Origin of the sequence: Reella acinonychis, assembly GCF_052384575.1 — a bacterium.
Classification (GTDB): domain Bacteria; phylum Pseudomonadota; class Gammaproteobacteria; order Enterobacterales; family Pasteurellaceae; genus JBQSUQ01.
Genome location: NZ_JBQSUQ010000015.1, coordinates 93,079 through 118,354, shown reverse-complemented (window position 1 = coordinate 118,354; position 25,276 = coordinate 93,079). Strand labels below are relative to the sequence as shown.

The following is a 25,276-nucleotide window of genomic DNA, read 5'->3' as shown; positions in this document are numbered from 1 at the left end:
CGATTATTTGTCTTCTAAAATAGTTCCTTCTCTGAAGCGTTTGCTTGAAGGTAAGAATTTCATACCAAAATAGTAAACCAAACCAGTTGGAATGGTTGCAGTTAAGAATGAAATATCGGCGTTGAATAAACCGATGATCGCACCCACTACAATCGCAAGGATCGCCGCCCAGTTCACACCGTTGCGATTACCTTTCTCATCATATAATTCGTCCACATTGATTTTTTGTTTACGTAAAATGTAGTAATCAACCACTAACACCGCAAAGATTGGACCGAAGAATACAGTGTAAATTAGCACGAATAAGTCAACGCCAGCAGAAGATTCATCTGAAGTGATTAACCATGGGCAAGTAGCAATGGCAACAAGACCGATTAATACGACCGCTGTTTTATGCTTGATTTTGAAAGCATCCATTAAAGCATAAGCTGGTGGTACCACATTACTTGCAAGGTTTGTTGTCATTTGTGCAAATAAGATGAAGATTAATGTGATGATCACTAAGAATTGGTTGTCAGCCGCTTGTGCGAACGCATTGATTGGGTTGGCGATGCCTGTTGCAGAAGAAATCATTAAGCCGATTAAACCCATGAATACCGTTGTTGGCACCATTGCTAAGAAGTAAACCACACTGCGTTTTGCGGTAGAATAGCCCGGTTTTAATTCACGTACATAGTCGCCCACGTTAAGCATAACTAATACGTTTACGCCAAAGAATGCCACGATTGCACTAATAAATGGCACGCCCCAAGTTCCTTCCTTGTCGATTAAGTTGGTGTGAATTTCACCACCAAATTTTGTCATACAAATATAGAACATATATACAAGAGAAGCCATGATGACACAGGCACCGATATTTTCTAACCATTTTAAGCCATGGAAACCTGTGGTTGAGATCCAAATTTGTAATGCTTGGAATAATAAGAAGAAGAGTACCGTATTGCTATAATCGAATAATGAAATTGAAATTTGGTTAATCGCCGAACCACCTAACCAACTTTGTACACCGTACCATACAATCGCTGGCAACCCACGCAACATGGCAGGTAAAATGTTACCTTTTGTACCGAATGCACTTTTTAGTTGTACGGCATAAGGGATACCCGTTTTATAGCTAAGTTGGTCATTGATACCTAGACATAAAATAAGTAGTAAGGAACCAATTACCATGGCTGTAAAAGCTTGAGTGAGGTTTAAGCCTTTTTCTAATTGACCAGATCCCAAGGCGAATGTACCGATAGATACGCAGCCGCCAAGCCACAAGAATAAATATGAGGTTAATCCCATAATCCGTTTATTTTCTGGGATAGGTTGTAAGTTTGTTTTTTCAGACATATGGTTCTCCTATGTTGAGAATTTTATTATTGTTTTTAGTAAATTGTTTAAGGTTTTACTGGACGAATAAAGGCACCGTGTCCCACCGCATCTTGTTTATACATACCATTTTCAGCCACTAAACGACCACGTATAAAGGTATGTGTTGGTGCCCCTTTTCCTTCTAGTCCATTAAAACAAGTAACATGACCTTTGGTAAATAATTTTTCTTGTTCCACTTTCCAAGGTTTATTTGGATCAACAATGACAATATCTGCATCAAATCCAATTTCAAATGCCCCTTTGCGTCCATATAAACCAAATAATTTCGCTGGATTAATGCCCATTACTTTCGCAATCAGGCTTGGGCTGAGATTACGTTGATGAACAACCATGTTGAACATCATCGGGAAGAAAAATTGAATACAGTTTAAACCACCCCAAGCTTCCCAAATATCTTTTGTTTGGTTATCTTTTTCATGATCAGCCGCAGGCGAGTGGTCACTACCTACACAAGAAAGAGTACCGTCAAGGACATAATCCCATAATTTTTCCATGTCTTCTTTTTTACGTAGTGGTGGTGTGCATTTTGCTGGACCACCTTTTTCAAACACGAAATCTTCTGTAAAACCTAAATAATGCGCACAGGTTTCACCAGATACAGGCAAACCTTCATAAATCGCGTCTTTTACCAATTGTGCAACCATTGGGTGCGTAACATGACAAATATGCACTCGACCACCAGTTGCGCGAGACATATCAATCATATTTTTAGTTGCAACATATTCAACCCATACATCGTGCGCATCTAAGAATTCACGAATTTTTTGTTGATTGGTTAACCCTGTTTTTGCTTTTGCTTCTTTTACACGTTCTTTTACTTGACCATATTCTTCACAATGGAAACCTGAAAGGGCGTTATATGGTTTGAGAATTTCTAATGCTTTACGCACATTGCCTAAATTAACGGTTGGGAATAGTTCACCATTTGGACAAGTAAAGCCTTTGAACGCAGCAACGCCACATTCTTGTAATCCCACTAATTCATTGGAATTGGATTTAATTGAATCAAGACTGTCATCGTAATCTCCAACAATACCGCCCCATAGCGCAAAGTCCACATAAGAATGTTGGCTGATACGATCATGTTTTAAGTTGAAAATTTCTTTGTTAATGAGTGACGGATCATTATTCAATGGCATATCAATAAGGGTTGTACAACCTGCCACAACTGCTGCTCTTGAACCTGTTTCAAAGTCTTCTCGGTAATCGAAACCTGGTTCATTTAAATGCGCATGGCAGTCAATAATGCCTGGAAAAATAAGATGACCTTTAGCGTCCACTATTTCTTTTGCTTCAGCTTCTGCTTCAGGCGATAAAAATGCGGCAAATTTGCCATCTTTTACCGCAACCGTTGCAGGATAGATACGATCAGGAGTCACTAACTGTCCATTTTTTACAATTAAATCATACATAGAAATACTCTCTTATTGACAGATAACGGAACTAAATGGAAAAATTCGATCTTGGATGAAAAGGGAATTTTTCCTTAAATTCTAATACATAGTTACTTTTAAGTAAAAAGATAACTAGGATAAATAACACTTCTTATAGGTGATAGATTCATGAAAATATCGCTAGTTGGGACATCGGACTATGTTACAACATTTTTAAATTCGCCTACAATAGCTCAAGTACATAGTATTTTTGCTAAAACGGTTAACCTCTCATTTTTGAAAAAAATTTTTGCATTACAAACAAAAAATAGTTATTTGTCTCCTTTGAGTTTGTTGACGAATTATACAGAAGAGGAATTACAGCAATTAGCTCAGCAGTGGAATGGGGATAAACATGGCGTGGTGAAGATTGAATTTGACCTATCACAAGCCCATATTTATGACTCAAGGCTAACCAGTGTGCCTTTTGAACTCTCCATTTGCAAATATTATAGACAACTGGCAGTGCAGCTATTAAATCAATCCAATAAAGCTGGATTGCGCCATTTGTTGTTATGGGATAAAGCAGATGATTTTGTTTTCCAATCTGTAGGGAAAGTGTTAGCACAAGCAAAATGTGCATTTTTACAACAAAATGAACGAGAATTTGCGCATTATTTGGCAAAATTAATAGGAGTCGGCATAGGATTGACGCCAAGTGGTGATGATTTTTTATCTGGTGTTTTAGCGCTGCTACATAAAATTGGGCTAAAACAGACCGCACTTTTTGCTGAACTTCAATTGGCGATTCAACAAAATTTAGCCAGAACCAATGAGATTAGCGCGGCATTTTTAACCTGTGCATTGGAAAATCATTTCTCGCAACCTGTGATTCATTTTTTTGAACAAAATTCTCCGCAAAATTCCACCGCACTTTTTCAGGAATTTGACCAAATTGGTCATTCGTCGGGAATGGATACCATATGCGGCATTTATTTTATGTCCAAGCTATTAGCGGAAACCACTCTTGATTTAAAATCATAAACAGATTGTGACATAGCTCTCAATAATGAAAATACTTGATTGATTTGATGAAATTAATTAAATATACTCAACCCGATTTGTGCTTAGGTATGACTTTGTACAATTTAACTCACTTATTTTAATATTTCTAAGGAGATCTAGAGATGTATGATCTAGTATTAAAAAATGGAAAAATAGTGTTATCTGATGCTGTATTTGAAGGAACTATTGCCGTTAATAATGGAAAAATTGCAGCAATATTAGACGAATATTCAGAAGTGGATGCGAAAGAAGTTATTGATGTAAAAGGAAATTATATTTTCCCTGGTGCGATTGACACTCATGCACACTTAAATGATCCAGGTTATGAATGGCGTGAAGATTATGCACATGGAACCGCTGCAGCAGCTGTAGGTGGCTATACAACAATTATTGATATGCCATTACAAAATGAACCTGCACTGACAACCGCTGCTATTTTTGATAAGAAAATTGCCAAAGTATCGCCAAGCGCTTATGTAGATTATTGTTTCTGGGGCGGTTTAGTGCCAGATAATTTTGATCATTTAGCTGATTTAGATAAAAAAGGCTGCGTAGCACTTAAATCATTTATTGGTCCTGTTTCGCCTGATTATGCTTCTTTAAACTATGGTCAAACTTATGAAGCCATGCAACGTATCCAAAAATTTGGTGGACGTGCAGGCTTCCATTGTGAAGATTTCTCTACCATTAAATGGCAAGAACAGCGCATGAAAAATGAAGGTCGTTTAGACTGGAAAGCTTTCCTTGATTCTCGCCCGCTTATCGCAGAACTGCTTGCAACCGTTGATATTATTGAAATTGCCAAAGCAACAGGGTGTAAAGCGCATATTTGTCATGTAAGCCATCCTGATGTGGCACAAAAAATTAAAGAAGCACAACAAGAAGGCTATGATATTACCGCTGAAACCTGCGCGCATTATTTAGTGTTTACCGAAGATGACGTGATTGAAAAAGGGCCATTATTTAAATGTGCACCGCCATTACGTTCTAAAGCTGATGTGGATCGTTTGTGGGAATATGTGATTGATGGTACCTTTAGCGGTATTGGTAGTGACCATTCACCTTGTACCTATGAGGAAAAACACACTGAAATTCTTGGTCAAAAAATTGAAAATGTATTTGATGTATGGGGCGGTATCAGCGGTATTCAAAGCTGTGTTCAAGTTGCCTTCTCTGAGGGTTGTGTAAAACGTGGTATCTGCCCAACTGTATTAGCAAACTCAATGGCGAAATTACCAGCAAAAGCTTTCGGCATTTATGGACAAAAAGGGGATATTCGCGTTGGATTTGATGCAGATTTCACTATTATCGATCCTAACCAAGAATGGGAAATCAAAGCAGAAGATTTACAATATGTGAATAAAATGTCTGCTTATGTTGGATTAAAAGGTAAAGGTCTACCTGTTTGCACCATTGTTCGTGGTCAAGTGGTTGCTCAAGATGGAAAAGTTGTCGGAACCAAAGGTTTCGGTAAATTTGTTATGAAAGGAGAATAAAAATGATTGATAACAAAGTACTTAGCCCAGAGTTGGCGAAAGGGATCAATGAAGATCTGCAGCCAACCAAAACACGTATTATGGATAACTTCTCTTATTGGGCAAGTTTCTTAGGTGGCTGTGTGTCTATTGGTACATTCTCAATGGGCGCAAGCTTAATTGGTGCTTTAACTGTGACGCAAGCCATTTTGGCTATGTCAATTGGTTGTGTTGTTATTGCTATTGGCTTAGTGTTAATTGGTAATATGGGGCACAAATATGGTGTGCCATTCACCGTTCAATTGAGAAGTAGCTTTGGTACGACTGGCGTTAAGATCCCGGGGATTTTACGTGGTGTGCCTGCAATCGTATGGTTCGGCTTCCAAAGCTGGGTGGGCGCTGGCGCGATCAATATGTGTTTAAAACTTTTGTTTGGTTTTGATAATTTACCAATTGTTTATGTGCTATTCACTTTATTACAAGTTGGTTTATCAATCGGTGGCTTTAAAGGTATTAAATGGTTAGAAAACGTTTCTTGCGTATTCTTGATTGGTATCTTGGCTTATATGCTTTATGTGGTAAACACACAATTCTCTACAGAAATTGGTAACCGTTTCTCAAGCATTGAAGGTTCTTGGGGGATGCCATTCTGGGCTGCAACCACAGCATTCCTTGGTATTTACTCAACAATGATCTTAAACGCCTCTGACTATTCTCGTCATGTGAAAGAAAAAACAAGTGGCGTGACAACAGGTGTGATCTATGTGCTTTCAATTTTACCTGTTACCTTATTTATGGGATTAATCGGTTTATTAGTGACTGCAGCAACAGGTAATAGTGATCCAATCGAAGTATTTGCTACTGCAATGGATAACAAAGCATTAACTATCATCACATTATTATTTATTGCTTTCGCTCAAGTAACTACTAACGTATTAAACAACATTGTTCCACCATCTTACATTTTAATGGACTCATTCAAAATGAAATGGTCACACGCAACAATTTTGGTGGGTTTACTTTCAATGTGTGTAATGCCTTGGAAACTGGTTACCGCAGAATCAGCAGAAGGTTTATCATTATTCATTAAAATCTACTCTGCATTCTTAGGTCCTATCTTCGCTGTAATGGTAGTTGATTACTATATTTTAAGAAAACAAACCATTAACGTGAATGATATCTATGACAAACAAGGTATCTTCAAAGGCGTTAACTGGGCAGGTATCATTGCCATTGGTGTTGGTTCACTTTGCTCATTAATCGTTGTTGATTTATCTTGGTATGTGAGTTTAATTCCATCTGGTTTAACTTACTTCATTTTAATGAAAGCCCTGCCAAGCTCGGCAAACTTCCGTAAAGGAACGACCTTTGAATAATTAACAAAAAGTGCGGTGTAAAAACAATAAGTTTTGCACCGCACTTTTTTTATCACTCATGTTACATAGGAGCGTTTTATGAAGATAAAAGGTAATACCACATTACAAATTTTTCTTGCGATGGTTTTAGGGATTATTGCTGGATTTATATTCCCTAAATTACTGGTGGAATTTAAATTTATTGGTGATATTTTCTTACGATTAATCCAAATGGGGATTATCTTGCTTGTCATGGGCTCAGTAATTGAAGCTGTTGGTTCATTAAAACGTCAAGAAATAGGCTCTCTTGGCTTGAAAGCGGTCATTGGCTTTGCTATTACGACAACTGTTGCAGCTGTTGTTGGCATTGTGATTGGCAATTTAATTCAACCGGGTGTTGGCATTGATATGTCAAGAGAATTGGTTTCTAGTATCAAGGGAACGGATAAAACAATTACACAAATCATCGTTGACTTTTTCCCAACAAATTTAATCGCTTCTATTTCTTCAGGTAATACAATTCAAGTTATTGTATTTGCGATCTTAGCTGGTGTGGCGGCAAGTATTATTTCGGAAAGTAAGACAGATAATAACTTTTTGCTTTCCATAAAAAGCTTTAATGAAGTGCTATTAGGTGTGATCAAATTGATCATGAAAATTGCCCCATTAGGTATCTTCTGTTTACTTGGCTGGGTAATTGGTAACTATGGGGTGGAAATTATTATCCCACTAGTGAAATTTTTAGCAGCATTTGCGGTATCTACCATCATTATTCTAACGATTTTTATTTCACTAACTTGTGCGATTGTAAAAGTCAGCCCTGCTAAATTAATCCGTAAATTGTTACGCATGGGGATCATGGCATTTACAACGACCTCATCCGCAGTAACTTTACCAGTGAAAATGGAAGATGCAGAAAAGCGTATTGGGGTAAGTAAACGAGTTTCTCGCTTAATCAACCCGTTAGGTATGTCATTAAATAGTGATGGTTTAGCTATTTATTTAGCCTTAGCTTGCATTACTGTTGCGCAATTCTTTGGGGTTGATATGTCCATTAAACAACAATTTATTGTTGTTATTATGTCAACCCTAGCCACATTAGGGACAGTAACTGTACCAGGTGGCGGTTTAGTGGCATTAGCCATTGTCCTACCAACAGTAGGTTTACCAATTGAAGGTGTTGCGTTACTGGCAGGGATTGACTGGTTCTCTGGTATGTTCAGAACTGTATTAAATGTTGTTGATGATGCATTAGTGGCGACAGTTGTTGCTCATACAGAGGGAGAACTTGATCGTAACATTTTTGATAATACACCTTAATTATTTGTAAAAGTGAAAAACGCAGCCTTGAGCTGCGTTTTTTTATAAAGTGCGGTGTATTTTTGCTTTATTTTAATGGATCTAAGCCTAACACTTTACGCCCGTTAATACTTGCAATGTTCACCATTTCTTCTAAATTAGGGAAACGGCAGCCCGCTGCTAATAAACTCAACTCTTGCCACATATCGCCTTCACATAATGGCACCATATAGTCACAGATGTTATCTGTTCCAATTGCCACCGTAATGCCTTCAGGAATCATTTCATCCGCTGGTGTTAAGGCATTGTGGAATGGCATAAGCTCTTCTTTACGGTTACTATCAATCCATGCCATAGGGCAGGCGATCATCATTAATTGCGCTTCACGCATTTTTTTATACAAATTGTAACGATATTCTTTAGAATGTGCACCGATAGAAATACCATGGATCGCCACAACGCGTCCTTGCATGCCATGCTCAATAATTTTGTCGCATAATTGCTCGGTTTCTTTTTCTTTTGGCGTGTTAAATTGGTCAACATGCACATGACACATAATGCCTAGGGACTTGGCTTTATCTAATAAAATATCCATTGCTTCAAGACCACGTCCAAAATCCAACTCATCACGATAAGGCAAGCCACCAATCATATCCACCATTTCAGAACCAATATCAAACCATTTTTTGGCGGTTGGCTCGATAACGCCTTTTAATGTTTGGTTAGCAAATTTCAGTACAATATCACTTTTATAAATTTCACGCGCTTTATGTGCAGCAATGATAGCGCGGTCTTCACAAACAGGGTCAATATCCACAAATGTACCAAATGCCGTAACCCCTTGAGAAATCATTAACTCAATAGCTTGGCAAAAACGCGCATAATAGTCTTCCACAGTAGATGTACGTTTTACTTCATCCACTAAATCCCATTTTTGTTGTAGGTTACAGTTTTGATAAATACTGATTTTCTCTGGTGTCATTGTGAAAGCGCGGTCAGCATGAGCATGCGCATTTACCCAGCCCCCTTTCTTAATAATTTCATCTCGAATAAAGGTTTTAAAACTACGAACGTGGTTTTTCATAAGTGCTCCATAATGATTGAATAGGTGCGGATAGAATGAGCAAGTTTGAATACATGCCTAATAGGGACGTGGTATTAATAGAAAATACGAATGGAATCAATGAGAAAGCATTGATTGATTGAGTTGACATGTTATAAAAAATTCGCTGATTTTTCATTAATAACATTGCTGTCTAGTCCGAGTTGATACTAGAGGCATAGTATAAAACTTTCAGTTTGAAAAGACTAGTCTATCAATAGAAAAAGTGCGGTGAAAATACACCGCACTTTTTGTGTTTACCTCAAAAACGCAGGAATATTTTTTTCGTATTCCGCGATTTTATCTTCATGTTGTAAGGTTAAGCCGATGTTATCCAAGCCGTTTAATAGGCAGTGGCGACGGAATTCATCGAGTTCAAAATGATAGACTTTGTCGCCTGTGGTGACGGTCATTTTTTCTAAATCCACATGAATTTGTTTTCCTTCATTTGCCCAAACCCATTGGAAGATTTCTTCCACTTCTTCTTCGCTTAAACGAATAGGCAACATATGGTTGTTGAGGCTGTTGTTGTAGAAAATATCTGCAAAACTTGGGGCGATCATGACTTTGAAACCATAATCAGCTAACGCCCAAGGCGCGTGTTCACGAGAAGAACCACAACCTAAATTTTTACGTGCTAACAAAATAGTTGCGCCTTGGTATTGAGGATAATTCAACACAAAATTAGGATTTTCCTGTGTGCCTTCTGCGTCGGAATATCGCCATTCGTGGAATAAATGCTTACCAAACCCTACGCGCGTGATAGCTTGCAAAAATTGTTTTGGAATGATGGCATCTGTGTCCACATTTGCCACATCAAGAGGCACCACTAAGCCTGAATGTTGTTTAAAACCTGCCATGTGTTCCTCCTAATTTAATTCTACTTGGCGAATATCAACAAATTTACCAAACATCGCAGCAGCGGCTGCCATCGCTGGGCTGACAAGATGGGTACGTCCATTTCGACCTTGGCGACCTTCAAAATTACGGTTAGATGTAGAGGCGCAGCGTTCCCATTCGCCTAATTGGTCATCGTTCATACCTAAGCACATTGAGCAACCTGGGTTACGCCATTCTGCGCCAGCTTCGATGAAAATTTTATCCAAGCCTTCTTTTTCGGCTTGTTCTTTTACTAATCCAGAGCCGGGCACCACTAAAATGCGTTTTACATTAGCGGCTTTTTTACGGCCTTTCATCACCGCAGCGGCAGCACGTAAATCTTCAATGCGAGAGTTGGTGCAAGATCCAATAAAGACTTGATCAACAGGGATTTCTTTCAGATCTGTATTCGCTTCTAAACCGATATAGGCAAGGGCTTTTTCTGCTGAGGCGCGCACAACAGGATCGACCATTTCTGCTGGATTTGGTACAAGTTGGTCAATGCCGATCACTTGACCTGGATTGGTTCCCCAAGTGACTTGTGGCGCAATATCTTTAGCTTCTAATACAACGACGGTATCGAAATGCGCGCCTTCGTCAGTTTGTAAAGTTTTCCAATATTCCACCGCACTTTCCCAATCCTTACCTTTTGGTGCATGAGGTTTGTCTTTTAAATAAGCAAAAGTGGTTTCATCTGGCGCGATTAAACCGGCTTTAGCGCCAAGTTCAATTGCCATATTACATACTGTCATGCGTCCTTCCATTGAAAGATCGCGAATAGCTTCACCACAGAATTCCACAACATGTCCTGTTCCGCCTGCCATGGTGGTTTTGCCGATAATGGCTAACACAATATCTTTAGCAGTAATACCTGGGTTGACTTTGCCACGCACTTCAATTTTCATATTTTTTGCACGAGCTTGTTTTAATGTTTGCGTGGCAAGAACGTGTTCTACTTCGGAGGTACCGATCCCGAATGCTAACGCGCCAAATGCCCCATGGGTAGCAGTGTGTGAGTCACCACAAACAATGGTCATGCCAGGGAGTGTCAAGCCTTGTTCGGGTCCCATAACATGAACAATACCTTGTTCTTTACTGTTCATATCAAACAAGGAAATCCCCGTTGCTTTACAGTTTTTATCCAACTCAAGTACTTGGATTTTTGCTCGTCCTTGTAATTGTTCTACATCACGCACTTGAGTAGAAATACTATGGTCCATTGTACCGAATGTTTTACCCACTTGGCGTACTTGGCGACCTGCAACTCGCAAACCATCAAAGGCTTGTGGTGAAGTCACTTCATGAATAAGGTGACGGTTGATGTATAAAATTGGGGTTTCACCGTCTGCTTCGTGGACGATGTGGGAGTCGAAGAGTTTTTCGTAGAGGGTTCGTTTCATGGTAGTTACCTGAGTAATTAAGTAGGGACGCGATGTTCGCGTCCGTATCAGTGTTAAAATAATCGTTTTATATGTTTGTTATAAGAATAGCTTTGGTTTCAAAGTAGGCGCCAGCGTGGCGCCTCTACATTCATATTTTTATTCGATTGCTTGAGCGATTAGGTTGCCCATTTCTGCGGTTGAAATTGGTTTTCCTTCATCTGCTAAGTCGGCGGTGCGGTGTCCTTCGGCTAGCACTTTTCTTACTGCATTTTCGATAGCATTAGCAGCGTCGTTTAAGTTGAAACTGTGACGTAGCATCATTGCAGCTGATAAAATTTGGGCAATTGGGTTGGCGATGCCTTTGCCTGCAATATCAGGTGCTGATCCGCCAGCAGGTTCGTATAGACCAAAGCCTTTTTCGTTTAAGCTCGCAGAAGGTAGCATGCCCATTGAACCAGTGATCATTGCACATTCGTCGGAAATGATGTCACCAAAAATATTAGAACAAAGCAACACGTCAAAGAATTCAGGTTGTTTAATAAGCTGCATGGTAGCATTGTCAATGTAAATGTGATCTAATTTCACTTCTGGATAATCTTTTGCCACTTCGCATACTACTTCACGCCATAAAACAGAACTGATTAATACGTTGGCTTTGTCCACAGAGGTAACGTGCTTATTACGTTTCATTGCGGTTTCAAAAGCAACTTTAGCAATACGTTCAATTTCGTAGCGATGATAGACTTCGGTATCGAATGCTTTTTCATTGGCACCTTCGCCTTCACGACCTTTCGGCTGACCAAAATAAATACCACCAGTGAGTTCTCGTACGGTTACCATATCAAAGCCTTTGGCGGAAATGTCTGAACGCAATGGACAGAATTTTTCTAGGCCTTTATAAAGGGTTGCAGGGCGTAAGTTACAAAACAAAGCGAAATGTTTGCGTAAAGGAAGCAATGCACCTCGTTCAGGTTGTTGAGCTGGAGGTAAATTTTCCCATTTTGGTCCTCCCACTGAGCCAAATAGGATCGCATCACTTTCTTCACAGCCTTTTAAGGTGCTTTCTGGTAATGGTGTTCCATGGTTGTCAATTGCAATGCCACCTACATCAAAAGTGCGATAGTTTAATTTGAATTGATATTTTTGTTGTACAACATCTAAAACTTTGATGGCTTCCGCCATAATTTCAGGACCGATGCCGTCACCACTGAGAACTGCGATATTATATGTTTGCATTGTTTTTCCTTTTAAATATTTATTAAATTCTATTTTGTTACTTGCTTACCACATAAAAGTGCGGTGCGTTTTTTGCAAGTTTTATACGCCAGTAATTTTATGTAATTTTAAATCGGCCACTTTTTGTGAACGATAAATGGCGTTTATCGCATGGATCAAGGCTCTTGCCGAAGATTCCACAATATCTGTTGCTAAACCAACACCATGGAAACGTCTGCCTTCGTGCTCGACTACAATATCCACCTGTCCTAATGCTTCCGCACCTTCGCCTTTAGCGGTTAAGTTGTAGTTTAACATTTGAACTTGCATGCCTGTAATAGATAAAATCGCACTATAAACAGCATCTACCGGGCCATTACCACTACTTGCCACTTGGCTGATTTTTTTGTTGTCCAATTCCACTTGCACGAAAGCGGAGGCGGGTAAATGGCTGATACATTGAGACGTAATCACATCTAAGGCTAAGCGATCTTCATCGCCTTGCTGCATATCAATAAAGGCAAGGGCTTCTAAATCATAATCGAAAACTTGTCCTTTTTTATCGGCAAGTTTCAAGAAGGCGGTATAAAGTTTATCCAAATCATAATCTGCTTCGGTATAACCCATATCGTTCATATGCCCTTTCACTGCTGCGCGTCCAGAACGTGCGGTTAAATTCAATTTTTCTTTTTTCAAGCCAATACTTTCTGGTGACATGATTTCATAGGTATTTTTATTTTTTAACACGCCGTCTTGGTGAATACCAGAAGAATGAGCAAAGGCATTTGATCCCACAATAGCTTTGTTTGGTTGAATTGGCATATTACAAAGTTGGCTGACCATTTGGCTAACACGATGAATTTCTTGTGTATTAATACGCGTATCCAAACCATTAAACATATCTTGGCGCGTTTTAATTGCCATTACGACTTCTTCCAATGCAGTGTTACCAGCTCGTTCGCCAATACCATTAATGGTACATTCAATTTGTCTTGCACCATTTAAAACCGCGGTTAAAGAATTTGCTGTTGCCATGCCCAAATCATTGTGGCAATGCACAGATATAATGGCTTTATCAATATTTGGTACGCGGTTGACGACGTCTGCAATAATGCTGCCATATTGAGTTGGCAAGCAGTAACCTACGGTGTCAGGGATATTTACTGTTGTCGCTCCTGCATTGATAGCGGCTTCTACAATTCGGCAAATATTGTCAATCCCTGTGCGGCCTGCATCTTCACAAGAAAATTCTACATCATCTGTATAGCCTCTGGCGCGTTTTACTGCAGCAACAGCCATTTCAACCACATCATCAAAACTACGTTTTAATTTGGCTTCAACATGTAATGCAGAACTAGCAATAAAGGTGTGGATGCGGAAAGCTTCAGCCACTTTGAGCGCTTCATAAGCAGCATCAATATCTTTGTCAACAGCACGAGACAGGGCGCAAACACGACTATTTTTTATATTTTCAGCAATGGTACGAACAGATAAAAAGTCGCCCTCTGAGGAAATAGGAAAACCGACTTCCATAACATCTACGCCTAATCGCTCTAAAGCAAAAGCAATTTGTAATTTTTCTTTTACAGTTAAGCTCGCTTTTAAAGCCTGTTCGCCGTCGCGCAATGTGGTATCGAAGATAATAATGTTGTTTGCCATATGATTGTCCTTTCAAAAGCAGTTAGACGTTAATATTAAGGTTCATTAGGTATAAAAAAACCCGAACTTTGTTATAAAGTGCGGGTTTATGAATTTTATGCTTTTTCTTTCATCCACAACTTAACCGCACAAGGAATGTGATAATCGTAAGTTGAGGAGAAGAGAAATAAAGTTAAACATAAAAATCAGCTAATAAAATAAATGAAGTGGTTTTTATATTACTGGTAAAAATATTGCTGTCAAATGTTTTTTTAGATAAATATCTTGGTTTTTGTTGCTTGAGTTTGCCTTAAATTATACATAAATCTATTTTGTTTGTTTATTTTGGTATTTTATTTTGTGATTTGTTGTTGTTTAATTTTTATGTTTTATGATTTTATCAAATTCAAGTATCTGATTTTTTTTTCACGTTAATGTTAAAAACTTGTGCTAAATCAATAAACACTATAATCCACCTCTAAAGAGGTATGCTTTGCGAGGCGATAGAATTATACGTTACGCAAGGCTTATGATAGAATTGCGACGCTTAATTAATGTTAGGGACAGTAAAATGGTGAATAGCCTAGAAATTGAACAACTTGCTTGCCAACGTGGTAGTCAAATTCTTTTTACCGATTTGACATTGCGCTTTCAATCAGGCGATTTTGTGCAAATAGAAGGGCATAATGGTATTGGTAAAACCAGTTTACTGCGTATTTTAACGGGATTGGCTCAGCCTTTGGCCGGAAAAGTGCGGTGGAATTCTGAACAGATTTCCCATTGTCGAGAAGAATATTATCATCAATTATTGTATTTGGGCCATTCCGCTGGGGTGAAACCTGAATTAACCGCTTGGGAAAATTTGAAATTTTATCAAGGGGTTAGTCATTGTCATCAAGGTGATGAGATTGTATGGCAAGTCTTAGAAAAAGTAGGATTACTAGGACGAGATGATATTGTGGCAAGTCAGCTTTCCGCAGGGCAACAAAAACGCATTGCCTTAGCAAGATTATGGCTTTCTAAAGCGCCACTATGGATTTTGGACGAACCTTTTAATGCTATTGATAAAAATGGTGTTAAGACATTAACAGAATATTTTGAACAACACTGCGAACAGGGTGGAATGGTGATTTTAACCAGCCATCAAGAAGTGCCGAGCGATAAATTACAAAAAGTGCGGTTAGATTTATATAAGTTTTTAGAACAATGATATTTATTGAAATAATCCAACGCGAATTGCGTATCGCAATGAGAAAACAGGCAGAGATTTTAAATCCGCTTTGGTTTTTTTTAATTGTTATTACGCTTTTTCCGTTAGTGATTGGCCCAGATCCGAAATTATTAGCGAAAATTGCACCAGGAGTGGCTTGGGTGGCTGCGTTGCTTTCTGCATTGTTGTCATTTGAACGTTTGTTTCGTGATGATTTTGTAGATGGTTCCTTAGAGCAACTATTGTTATTAGCGCAGCCGTTGCCTTTAACGGCTTTAGCGAAAGTGATTGCTCATTGGTTATTAACGGGGCTGCCTTTGATTTTATTATCACCTATTGCTGCCTTATTATTATCTTTGGAGCAGCATATTTGGTGGGCATTGGTACTAACCTTATTGATTGGTACGCCAGTGTTGAGCTGTTTAGGGGCGATTGGTGTTGCCTTAACCGTTGGGTTGCGTAAAGGCGGTGTGTTACTGAGCCTTATCGTATTACCTTTATTTATCCCAGTATTAATTTTTTCTGCCGCAGTATTAGATGCGGCAACCTTGAATTTACCCTATGATGGTCAATTGGCTATTTTAGGGGCAATTTTAGCGGTAGCAGTAACATTATCACCTTTTGCCATTGCTGCGGCGTTACGTATTAGTTTAGATCAATAATAAAAGGAACTTGAGTATGTGGAAGTGGTTACACCCTTACGCTAAACCTGAAACACAATATCATTTATGTGGCAAATTTGTTCCCTTTTTTGCGTTCTTAACCCTTGTGTTATTAGGTGTTGGTACGGTTTGGGGATTGGCTTATGCGCCAGCAGATTACCAGCAAGGTAATAGTTTCCGCATTATGTATATCCATGTGCCAGCAGCGATTTGGTCCATGAGTTTATATGTATCCATGGCGATTGCTGGGGTTATCGGTTTGGTATGGCAAATTAAACAAGCGCATTTGTCAATCATCGCCATGGCGCCGATTGGAGCAGTATTTAACTTTTTAGCCTTAGCAACAGGTGCCATTTGGGGTAAACCAATGTGGGGAACTTGGTGGGTTTGGGATGCTCGCTTAACCTCGTCGTTAATTTTATTCTTCCTTTATTTAGGTGTTATGGCACTTTATTCCGCTTTCCAAGATCGTAGCACAGGTATGAAAGCTGCAGCGATTTTAAGCATTGTTGGTGTGATCAATATTCCAATTATTCACTTCTCAGTGGAATGGTGGAATACCTTGCACCAAGGCGCAAGCATCACAAAATTTGAGAAACCTTCTATTGCGACACCTATGTTAATTCCGCTGATTTTCAATATTTTTGGTTTTATGGCAATGAGTATTTGGTTGACTCTAGTACGCTATCGCAATGCCTTATTGCAAGAAGATATGAAACGCCCTTGGGTAAAAGATTTGGCGAAATAAAAGGTAAAAGTGCGGTGAAAATTTGAATCGTTTTTGGAGATAAAAATGTTTTTTGAAACTTGGGCAGATTTTTTAGATATGGGGGGCTACGGTTTTTACGTGTGGTTATCCTATGGCATTTCTTTTGTTGCTATCGCATTTTTGGCGGTGCAAAGTTATCGTGGGAAAAATGCAATTTTACGTGAAGTTCGTCGTGAACAAGCACGTGAACAGCGTTTACAATCAAATAAAAGTGGGAGTGGATTATGAACCCAAGACGTAAATCAAGATTAACTGTTATTTTATTTGTGCTTTTTGGCGTAGCGATTGCGACAGGATTAGTAACCTATGCTTTACGTTCAAATATTGACTTATTCTATACGCCTTCTGAAATTGTAAATGGTAAAAATGATGATCCAAGCCAAAAACCAGAAGTGGGACAACGTATTCGTGTTGGCGGTATGGTTGTGGAAGGAACGGTTGAACGTGATGCGAAAAGTTTGAAAGTTAAATTTGACTTAAATGATGTTGGTCCTTCCATTACTGTTGAATATGAAGGCATTTTGCCGGATTTATTCCGCGAAGGGCAAGGCATTGTGGCGCAAGGCGTGTTAAAAGCTCCTACTTTGCTGGAAGCAACAGAAGTGTTAGCAAAACATGATGAAAATTATGTGCCGCCTGAACTAGGTGATCAAATGAAAAAAGCACATCAACCTATGGGCATTTCAGATGCGGATCTGAAAGGTGAAAGCGATCGCGATAGAAATGATAAAGCGATGCAAGAGGGTAACAAATGATTCCTGAACTAGGTAATTATGCTTTAGCCTTAAGTTTAGCTGTAGCAATCTTACTTGCGATTTTTCCATTATGGGGCGCAGAAAAAGGTCACACACAATTAATGTCTTTGGCTCGTCCAATGACGTATGCCTTATTTATTGCATTAACTGTGGCATTTTTAGCCTTATTTTATGCTTTTGCTGTCAATGATTTTACAGTGCAATATGTGGTAAATAACTCTAATAGCCAATTGCCTTTGCGTTATCGTTTGTCTGCGGTTTGGGGATCTCATGAAGGTTCTCTCTTGTTGTGGATTTGGTTATTAACTTTTTGGGGTGCTGCAGTTGCTGCTTTCAGTAAACAATTACCACAAGAGGCTGTTGCTCGTGTATTGGGTATTATGGGCATTGTGAGTATCGGCTTTCTTGTTTTTGTGCTCTTTACCTCAAATCCATTTACCCGTACTTTCCCTAATTTCCCCGTCGATGGACGTGAACTTAATCCTTTATTACAAGATGTAGGCTTAATTTTCCATCCGCCTTTACTGTACATGGGCTATGTGGGTTTTTCAGTGTCTTTTGCCTTTTCTATTGCTTCTTTAATGACAGGAAAATTAGATACAGCTTGGGCGCGTTGGTCACGTCCTTGGACAATGGCTGCTTGGGTATTCTTAACTCTTGGTATTGTATTAGGCTCTTGGTGGGCATATTACGAACTCGGCTGGGGTGGCTGGTGGTTCTGGGATCCCGTTGAAAATGCTTCATTAATGCCTTGGCTTGCTGGTACCGCATTATTACATAGCTTAGCGGTCACTGAAAAACGTGGTTCTTTCAAAGCTTGGACGGTTTTATTATCCATTCTTGCTTTTTCCTTATGTTTATTAGGCACATTCTTAGTGCGTTCAGGCATTTTAGTATCGGTGCATGCTTTTGCTTCTGATCCTACGCGTGGTTTATATATTTTAGCGTACTTAATTGTCGTAATTGGTGGCTCTTTAACGTTATATGCGATTAAAGGTAGCCAAATTCGTTCGCGAGATAATGCTGAACGTTATTCACGCGAAACCATGTTACTTCTAAATAATATCTTATTAATGACCGCACTTGCGGTGGTATTTTTAGGCACGCTATTACCATTAGTGCATAAGCAATTAGGTCTGGGCTCAATTTCTATTGGAGCACCATTTTTTGATCAAATGTTTTTGATTATTTGTACGCCATTTGCTTTATTATTGGGTATCGGCCCTTTAGTTAAATGGCGCAGAGATCAATTTTCAGCTATTCGCATGCCCGTAGTGATTAGTGTCATCCTGATGGCAATCGCTGGATTTGTATTGCCGCTGTTGTTGCAAGATAAACTCACTGTGAGTGCAATTCTTGGTGTCATGATGTCAGTAATTATCTGCGTTTTAGCATTATATGAATTGAAATTACGCACAACGGAACGTCATTCATTCTTTGTGGGAATCAGCAAATTATCTCGTTCTCAATGGGGCATGACGTTGGCGCATTTAGGTGTTGCCATGACAATCTGGGGCATTGCATTCAGCCAAAATTACAGCATTGAACGTGATGTGCGCATGAATGTGGGCGATAGTGTTCAAATTGAAGATTATCGATTCCAATTCCAAGGCATCAGCGATGCCAATGGTCCAAACTATGCGGGCGGTAAAGCACAAGTGGATATCTATTTGCATGATAAATTGGAAACAACCTTATATGCAGAGAAACGTTTTTATACTGTCAGCAAAATGACTATGACTGAAGCTGCAATTGATTGGGGATTTAGTCGAGATCTCTATGTGGCTTTAGGCGAAAGTCTTGGTGATGGTTCTTGGGCATTACGCTTATATTACAAACCTTTTATTCGTTGGATTTGGTTTGGTGGTTTATTTATGGCATTAGGTGGCTTGCTCTGTATGTTCGATCGCCGTTATCGTTTTAGTAAACTCATTAAAGCGTAAGGCTGACAATTGGCTTACATATTGATAATTGGATATGAATGAGTATGAATAAAAAATTATATCTTCCTCTTATTATTTTCTTTGGATTGATTATTGCTTTCTTTGTGCAGTTACAACGCAATGCACAAGGTGAAGATCCTAAGGCTTTGGAAAGTGCGTTAATCGGTAAAACGGTGCCAAGTAAAACGCTGTACGATTTATTTGAGAATAAAGCGGTGGGCAATGAGATTTTTCAACAAGGTCAACCTATTTTATTAAATGTATGGGCGACTTGGTGCCCAACTTGTTATGCGGAACATCAATACTTAAATCAACTTGCACAACAAGGCATTGTGATTATTGGTTTAGATTATAAAGATAACAATGAAAAAGCGATTAAATGGTTGAAAGACTTAAAAAATCCGTACCAAATCGTACTAAAAGATGAAAAAGGCTCTTTTGGTTTGGATTTAGGTGTCTATGGTGCGCCAGAAACCTTCATTATTGATGGAAAAGGCGTTATTCATTATCGTCATGCTGGTGATGTGAACGAAAAAGTCTGGAACAATGTCTTAAAACCGATTTATGACAAATTGGCGGAGCAAAAATAATGAAAAAATGGACCGCACTTTTTACTTTGTTTATTAGTGTTTCTGCTTTTTCGGCCATTGATGCGCTAAATTTCCAATCTACGCAGCAAGAGGAAGACTATCATTCATTAACTCAGCAGTTACGTTGTCCACAATGTCAAAACAATAATATTGCGGATAGTAATGCCACGATCGCTGTTGATATGCGTGGCAAGGTGTTTGAATTATTGCAGGAAGGGAAAAGCAAACAAGATATTGTGGATTACATGGTTGAGCGCTATGGCAATTTTGTCACCTATAATCCACCGATTACGGCTGCCAGCATTTTGTTATGGATTGTGCCTGCTATTTTAGTGTTATTGGGTTTGTTTATGGTATTGCGCCGTCAGCCTAAAAAACGTAATGCTAATATCCAAACAGATACTTCCTTAAGCGAGAGTGAAAGTCAACGCTTACAATCCATTTTAAATGATAAGGAATCATTATGATGTTATGGTTAAGTATTGGATTACTGACCTTAGTAATTGCCTTAATTTGTTTCTATCCTTTGTTGAGAAAGGCACAGCCACAGCAACAAACAGAGCGTGATCAACTCAACAAAGCGTTTTATTTAGATCGTTTAAAAGAAATTGAACGAGATCAACAACAGGGTTTAATTGAAAATAGCGAGCAGATCAAAACGGAATTGCAGCAAACCTTATTGCAAGATATTCCTGCTCAATCTGAACTGAAAAATGCCACAAAATCAGTGAGTAAGCTTTGGTTTGTTACAGGATTATTTAGCCTAGCCATTATCGCGGGCGTGACCTATTTCAAATTAGGCGCTTGGCAAGCGCAAGATATGTTGGCGAAATCCTACGAAAAATTGCCTTATTTTTATGAGCGAGTGAAGGAAGAAGAAACAAATCCACTTTCTGAACAAGAAATGCAGCAATTTTCCACCGCACTTCGTATGAAAGTGCAAAAAGAGCCAAATGATGCGAAAAGTTGGTTTTTATTGGGACAACTTGGCATGGCAATGGATAATGGCCAATTGGCATTGGACAGCTACGCAAAGGCACATCGCTTAGATCAAGAAAATACCCAATATAAATTGGCTTATGCTCGAATTTTAATGTTTTCTACTGATGAAAGTGAACGTAGTCAGGGGGAAGAATTGCTCAAACAAGTAATTCGTCAGGATCATACCAATATGGATGCTTTAAGCTTGCTGGCGTTTCGTTATTTTGAGCAAGAAGATTACAAAATGGCGATTGTTAGTTGGGCGATGATGTTGAAATTTATGCCAGAAGATGATCGCCGACGTGCATTAATCGAGAAATCTATTCGTTCAGCACGTGATGCCTTAGAAGAGCAGCAAGAAGAAAAGAAAAAAACGATCACACCACAATAGTTTTGTGATCAACATTCCAAAAAGTGCGGTGTATTTTTGCATTATTTTGTGAAATTGATAGATTAAAAGGGCGGAAATCGGTAGAATGTCGCCCTTTTATTATGTATAAACAATGCCGTAAGGTGTAATAACGGGGCAAAAATGTCAGACAAAATTAACTTAATGAATCTCACTCGCCAACAAATGCGCGAGTTTTTTAAAGAATTAGGCGAAAAACCGTTTCGTGCAGACCAATTAGTCAAATGGATTTATCATTTTGGTGAAGATAATTTCGATAATATGACTAATTTAAACAAACAGTTACGCGAAAAATTGAAATCTGTGGCGGAAATTGTTGCGCCAGAAGTTGCGGTAGAACAGCGTTCTTCTGATGGTACGATCAAATGGGCAATGCAAGTGGGTAACCAACAGGTTGAAACTGTGTATATTCCAGAAGGCGATCGTGCGACTTTATGTGTTTCTTCACAAGTGGGCTGTGCATTGGCTTGTACTTTCTGTTCAACGGCACAACAAGGATTTAACCGAAACTTAACGGTCTCTGAAATTATTGGTCAAGTATGGCGTGCGTCTAAGATTCTAGGTAATTTTGGTGTGACAGGCGTAAGACCGATTACTAATGTTGTTATGATGGGAATGGGCGAGCCATTACTCAATGTGGCGAACGTCGTGCCTGCAATGGAATTAATGTTAGATGATTTTGCTTATGGTTTATCAAAACGTCGTGTCACTTTATCTACGTCAGGAGTTGTGCCTGCGCTAGATAAATTAAGTGAAATGATTGATGTGGCATTAGCGATTTCATTACATGCACCAAATGATGAACTGCGTGATGTGTTAGTACCAATTAACAAAAAATACAACATTAAAATGTTAATTGATAGCGTAAATCGTTATTTAAGTGTTTCTAATGCGAATCATGGCAAGGTAACCATTGAATATGTTTTGCTCGATCATGTGAATGATGGAACGGAACATGCGCATCAGTTAGCAGAAGTGCTTAAAAATACTCCTTGTAAAATTAACTTGATTCCTTGGAATCCGTTCCCTGAAGCGCCTTATGCAAAAAGTTCTAACTCTCGTATTGATCGCTTCCAAAAAACATTGATGGAATATGGTTTAACTGTGATTGTTCGCAAAACGCGTGGTGATGATATTGACGCAGCTTGTGGGCAATTAGCGGGCGATGTGATTGATAGAACAAAACGTACTGCTGCTAAGAAACAGTTTGGTGAAAGTATTGATATAAAGGTTCAATAAACCCAGAATGAAGGCGGTTTATTGAGTTATTCACTCCATTTAAAGTAGAGAAAATAATGAAATTTAGACCGCACTTTTTATGCTCATTTCTATTGCTTGGCTGTGTATCACAGGTGCCACAAGTGGACTTTGATACGCAACAAGCGGCAAAAGCTCGAGTGGAATTAGCCTTAGGTTATTTAGCTCAACATCATTATGAACAAGCCAAACAGAACTTGGACAAAGCCCTTAACTATGCACCAAATTATTACTTAGTGCATTCCGCATTAGCGTATTTTTATCAACAACAAGGGAATATTCAGCAAGCGAGAGCTTCTTATATTAAAGCCATTGATTTAGATGACAAGCAAGGCGATGTGCATAATAATTATGGGGCTTTTTTATGTTCTCAAGCAGAATTTCAAGAGGCATATCAACAATTTGAATTGGCATTAAATTCACCAAATTATTATCGCCAAGCCGATAGTTATGAAAATAAGGCATTATGTGCTTTAGCGGCAAAAGACCAAGCCCTTTATCAACAAAGTTTATCGGAACTTGCTAGAATTGATCCGAAAAGAGCAGATAAAATTAGACAGTAGCCTAGTTGAACTAGGCTATTTTTTTATAAGCTCAGATCGGTATTAGATCGAGGAATGATATCTTTCCCCTGACTACCATTGATTTCCGTTGAAACTGCGGTGGAATTTTGAGTTGTTTTTGTGTTTCTTTGATATAGCGTTGGGCGGTAAGTTTCGACCCACATTGCTGTTGCACCGCAAACAGCAATAGGAATTACCACTAAATTGATAATGGGGACAAGGGTGCAAAGCGAAACCAAGCCGCCAAAGGTTAAACTTTGAATTCGGTTTTCTTTTAATTTTGCGTGCATGGTCGGAAAAGCAATTTTGTGGTTATCAAAGGGATAGTCACAATATTGAATTGCCATCATCCAAGCGGCAAATACGAAGCCTAAAATGGGAACGATTGTTTGTCCTAAAATCGGCATAAAACCAAATAAAAAAAGCGCAATATAGATCGGTAAACTATAAAGTAATTTTTGCCATTCTCGTTTCAACATTCTAGGAATATCTCGGACAAAATCCGCCATAGTGACATCAGCGAGATTTTCGCCTGTGAGCATTTTTTCTACTTTTTCTGCTAATAAGCCGTTAAAAGGTGCAGCAATAAAGCCGGATAGCATGGTAAATGAAAAATAGAAAAACACGAGAATCATGCCTAAGGACATGATAAACATAATGGAACTAAGCCATTCCAACCAAGAAGGTAAAAATCCCATTACCCAATCGATCATGCCACTGATTTGAGTGATGAATAGCCAAAATAAGCCAATCATTAATAGGATATTCAGCAGAATCGGCATAATGACGAATCGGCGTAGCCCTTTTTGTTTAATCAAATTGTAGCCCATTAGAAAATAATGAACTCCCGATTTGATTTGCTGTTGATCTAACATAAGTGTCCTTTTCAATAAATGCGAAGATGACTTATAAAGTGCGGTTAAAAAAAGCAAATTTCAAGATCCATAACATGAATAAATATGGTAAGCTAACGATTATTTTAGCTGCAATGAAGTAGGGCATTTTGCAATGGATCTTAATACAATTTTAATTATCTTAGGTATTTTGGCGTTAATCGGGTTAGTCGCACATGGTATTTGGGCGAATCGTCGAGAAAAATCGCAATATTTTGATAATGCAAATAATTTTAATCGTGGCAATGTGCCTGCTCAAGCTACCGCAACACCTGATTTTCCTGTTAAGGAAGAAGTTCAGCCGGTTCAATCTATGCCTTTTCAGCAACCAGAAGTTGCGTCTCAACCATCTCCGATGCCTGTTGCTGAGTCTGCAGATCAAATAAAAATTACGTTGCCTAAGGCAGATCATAATACAAGAAGCCAAGCAACAGAGACCTATGTGTACGAGCCAGAAATTAAGAAGCCATCGGCAAATATTGCAGAACGAACCTTAGCAGAAATGGCAGAATATGCGGACTCTGAAGAAGGTATTGATATGTCTAATGAACAGTTGCGCGTTGAATTAAGGGAGTCCTCGCAATCAATGTCTTCGCCTATTTCGAATGCCAAATTACAACAACCCGTTGAAAATGAATGGTCTGTGCAACAGGAAGAACCTGTACAAGAAACCGTAGCGAAAGAGTTTATTATGCTGTATGTGGTGGCGGCAGAAAATAGCCAATTCCAAGGCCATACTCTTGCTCATTGTTTAGATAATTTTGGCTTTGTGTTTGGTAAAGGTGATTTGTATCATCGTCATGTGGATACGGTGGCAAGTCCCGTTATTTTTAGTGTAGCAAATATTAATCAGCCAGGTACTTTCAATCCTTATGGTATGCAAGATTTTACCACAGTGGGCATTGCGCTATTTATGCAAGTGCCTTCATTGGTTGGAGATGAACGCACGAATTTACGCATGATGATTCAAACAGCGAAGAATCTTGCTGCTGAGTTAGGTGGCTTTGTCTTAACGGAGCAACAAGAATTATTAGATGAAAGTGCAGAACAACTTTATTTATCTCGTGTTTAATTCGCGATAAAA

The 25,276-nt window shown here is 38.9% G+C and carries 24 protein-coding genes; 16 read left to right on the top strand and 8 right to left on the bottom strand.

Annotated elements, in window-relative coordinates; all coding sequences use genetic code 11:
• Positions 1-3 precede the first annotated feature (3 nt).
• Together ACT2CV_RS07410 and allB (ACT2CV_RS07405) are read right to left on the bottom strand one after the other, a co-directional pair.
• A complete protein-coding gene (locus tag ACT2CV_RS07410; protein WP_464972894.1) occupies positions 4-1,335 on the bottom strand; it encodes an NCS1 family transporter in 1,332 nt (443 codons plus the stop codon).
• Positions 1,336-1,382: 47 nt separating this feature from the next.
• On the bottom strand, positions 1,383-2,789 hold the full coding sequence (gene allB / locus ACT2CV_RS07405) for an allantoinase AllB (protein WP_464972893.1): 1,407 nt from the start codon (positions 2,787-2,789) through the stop codon (positions 1,383-1,385).
• A 315-nt stretch (positions 2,790-3,104) separates the two neighbouring features.
• On the opposite strand from allB (ACT2CV_RS07405), the gene ACT2CV_RS07400 reads away from it, so the two are divergent.
• From ACT2CV_RS07400 to ACT2CV_RS07385, 4 genes are all read left to right on the top strand, one after another.
• Positions 3,105-3,794: an oxamate carbamoyltransferase subunit AllH family protein gene (locus tag ACT2CV_RS07400; RefSeq protein WP_464974056.1), complete on the top strand. Its 690-nt coding sequence runs from the start codon at positions 3,105-3,107 to the stop codon at positions 3,792-3,794.
• A gap of 143 nt (positions 3,795-3,937) precedes the next feature.
• Entirely contained in the window at positions 3,938-5,311 is a 1,374-nt protein-coding gene (gene allB, locus ACT2CV_RS07395) for an allantoinase AllB (RefSeq protein ID WP_464972891.1), read from the top strand.
• A 2-nt stretch (positions 5,312-5,313) separates the two neighbouring features.
• Complete coding sequence (locus ACT2CV_RS07390; protein WP_464972890.1) at positions 5,314-6,666, top strand: NCS1 family transporter; 1,353 nt, start codon at positions 5,314-5,316, stop codon at positions 6,664-6,666.
• Between the two features lie 78 nt (positions 6,667-6,744).
• Positions 6,745-7,965, top strand: coding sequence for a dicarboxylate/amino acid:cation symporter (locus ACT2CV_RS07385; protein WP_464972889.1), 1,221 nt, complete (start codon positions 6,745-6,747; stop codon positions 7,963-7,965).
• Between the two features lie 67 nt (positions 7,966-8,032).
• Here ACT2CV_RS07385 and ACT2CV_RS07380 read toward each other — a convergent pair whose 3' ends face one another.
• From ACT2CV_RS07380 to leuA, 5 genes are all read right to left on the bottom strand, one after another.
• Entirely contained in the window at positions 8,033-9,028 is a 996-nt protein-coding gene (locus ACT2CV_RS07380; RefSeq protein ID WP_464972888.1) for an amidohydrolase family protein, read from the bottom strand.
• Positions 9,029-9,303: 275 nt separating this feature from the next.
• On the bottom strand, positions 9,304-9,906 hold the full coding sequence (leuD, locus tag ACT2CV_RS07375) for a 3-isopropylmalate dehydratase small subunit (RefSeq protein ID WP_464972887.1): 603 nt from the start codon (positions 9,904-9,906) through the stop codon (positions 9,304-9,306).
• A 9-nt stretch (positions 9,907-9,915) separates the two neighbouring features.
• Entirely contained in the window at positions 9,916-11,325 is a 1,410-nt protein-coding gene (gene leuC, locus ACT2CV_RS07370) for a 3-isopropylmalate dehydratase large subunit (protein WP_464972886.1), read from the bottom strand.
• Between the two features lie 138 nt (positions 11,326-11,463).
• The gene (gene leuB / locus ACT2CV_RS07365; RefSeq protein WP_464972885.1) at positions 11,464-12,543 is read right to left on the bottom strand and encodes a 3-isopropylmalate dehydrogenase; all 1,080 of its coding nucleotides are present in this window, start codon (positions 12,541-12,543) and stop codon (positions 11,464-11,466) included.
• Between the two features lie 81 nt (positions 12,544-12,624).
• A complete protein-coding gene (leuA, locus tag ACT2CV_RS07360) occupies positions 12,625-14,181 on the bottom strand; it encodes a 2-isopropylmalate synthase (RefSeq protein ID WP_464972884.1) in 1,557 nt (518 codons plus the stop codon).
• A gap of 550 nt (positions 14,182-14,731) precedes the next feature.
• Between leuA and ccmA the strand changes: the two genes are divergently transcribed.
• The 11 genes from ccmA (at position 14,732) to pilW (ending at position 23,299) form a co-directional block, all read left to right on the top strand.
• Complete coding sequence (gene ccmA, locus ACT2CV_RS07355) at positions 14,732-15,370, top strand: cytochrome c biogenesis heme-transporting ATPase CcmA (protein ID WP_464974027.1); 639 nt, start codon at positions 14,732-14,734, stop codon at positions 15,368-15,370.
• The gene (gene ccmB / locus ACT2CV_RS07350; protein WP_464972883.1) at positions 15,367-16,032 is read left to right on the top strand and encodes a heme exporter protein CcmB; all 666 of its coding nucleotides are present in this window, start codon (positions 15,367-15,369) and stop codon (positions 16,030-16,032) included. The genes ccmA and ccmB overlap by 4 nt, the downstream gene beginning before the upstream one ends.
• Positions 16,033-16,048: 16 nt before the next feature.
• Complete coding sequence (locus ACT2CV_RS07345) at positions 16,049-16,780, top strand: heme ABC transporter permease (RefSeq protein WP_464972882.1); 732 nt, start codon at positions 16,049-16,051, stop codon at positions 16,778-16,780.
• Positions 16,781-16,825: 45 nt separating this feature from the next.
• Entirely contained in the window at positions 16,826-17,029 is a 204-nt protein-coding gene (ccmD, locus tag ACT2CV_RS07340; protein ID WP_464972881.1) for a heme exporter protein CcmD, read from the top strand.
• Positions 17,026-17,556 (top strand): cytochrome c maturation protein CcmE, encoded by a 531-nt coding sequence (gene ccmE, locus ACT2CV_RS07335; protein WP_464972880.1) that lies wholly within the window; start codon positions 17,026-17,028, stop codon positions 17,554-17,556. The genes ccmD and ccmE overlap by 4 nt, the downstream gene beginning before the upstream one ends.
• Positions 17,553-19,499 carry a heme lyase CcmF/NrfE family subunit gene (locus ACT2CV_RS07330; protein WP_464972879.1) on the top strand — a complete coding sequence of 649 codons (1,947 nt, stop codon included), beginning with the start codon at positions 17,553-17,555 and terminating at the stop codon, positions 19,497-19,499. The genes ccmE and ACT2CV_RS07330 overlap by 4 nt, the downstream gene beginning before the upstream one ends.
• Before the next feature lie 44 nt (positions 19,500-19,543).
• Positions 19,544-20,089 carry a DsbE family thiol:disulfide interchange protein gene (locus ACT2CV_RS07325; RefSeq protein WP_464972878.1) on the top strand — a complete coding sequence of 182 codons (546 nt, stop codon included), beginning with the start codon at positions 19,544-19,546 and terminating at the stop codon, positions 20,087-20,089.
• Positions 20,089-20,556, top strand: coding sequence for a cytochrome c-type biogenesis protein (locus ACT2CV_RS07320; protein WP_464972877.1), 468 nt, complete (start codon positions 20,089-20,091; stop codon positions 20,554-20,556). The genes ACT2CV_RS07325 and ACT2CV_RS07320 overlap by 1 nt, the downstream gene beginning before the upstream one ends.
• A complete protein-coding gene (gene ccmI / locus ACT2CV_RS07315) occupies positions 20,553-21,461 on the top strand; it encodes a c-type cytochrome biogenesis protein CcmI (RefSeq protein WP_464972876.1) in 909 nt (302 codons plus the stop codon). Before ACT2CV_RS07320 ends, ccmI begins: the two co-directional genes overlap by 4 nt.
• A gap of 141 nt (positions 21,462-21,602) precedes the next feature.
• A complete protein-coding gene (gene rlmN / locus ACT2CV_RS07310) occupies positions 21,603-22,718 on the top strand; it encodes a dual-specificity RNA methyltransferase RlmN (RefSeq protein ID WP_464972875.1) in 1,116 nt (371 codons plus the stop codon).
• Positions 22,719-22,771: 53 nt separating this feature from the next.
• Positions 22,772-23,299 carry a type IV pilus biogenesis/stability protein PilW gene (gene pilW, locus ACT2CV_RS07305; protein WP_464974026.1) on the top strand — a complete coding sequence of 176 codons (528 nt, stop codon included), beginning with the start codon at positions 22,772-22,774 and terminating at the stop codon, positions 23,297-23,299.
• A gap of 23 nt (positions 23,300-23,322) precedes the next feature.
• Here the strand turns inward: pilW and cysZ are convergent, their stop codons facing one another.
• Complete coding sequence (gene cysZ / locus ACT2CV_RS07300; RefSeq protein WP_464972874.1) at positions 23,323-24,174, bottom strand: sulfate transporter CysZ; 852 nt, start codon at positions 24,172-24,174, stop codon at positions 23,323-23,325.
• A 133-nt stretch (positions 24,175-24,307) separates the two neighbouring features.
• Here cysZ and zipA point away from each other — a divergent pair, with 133 nt between their 5' ends.
• Entirely contained in the window at positions 24,308-25,264 is a 957-nt protein-coding gene (gene zipA / locus ACT2CV_RS07295; RefSeq protein WP_464972873.1) for a cell division protein ZipA, read from the top strand.
• Positions 25,265-25,276 lie beyond the last annotated feature (12 nt).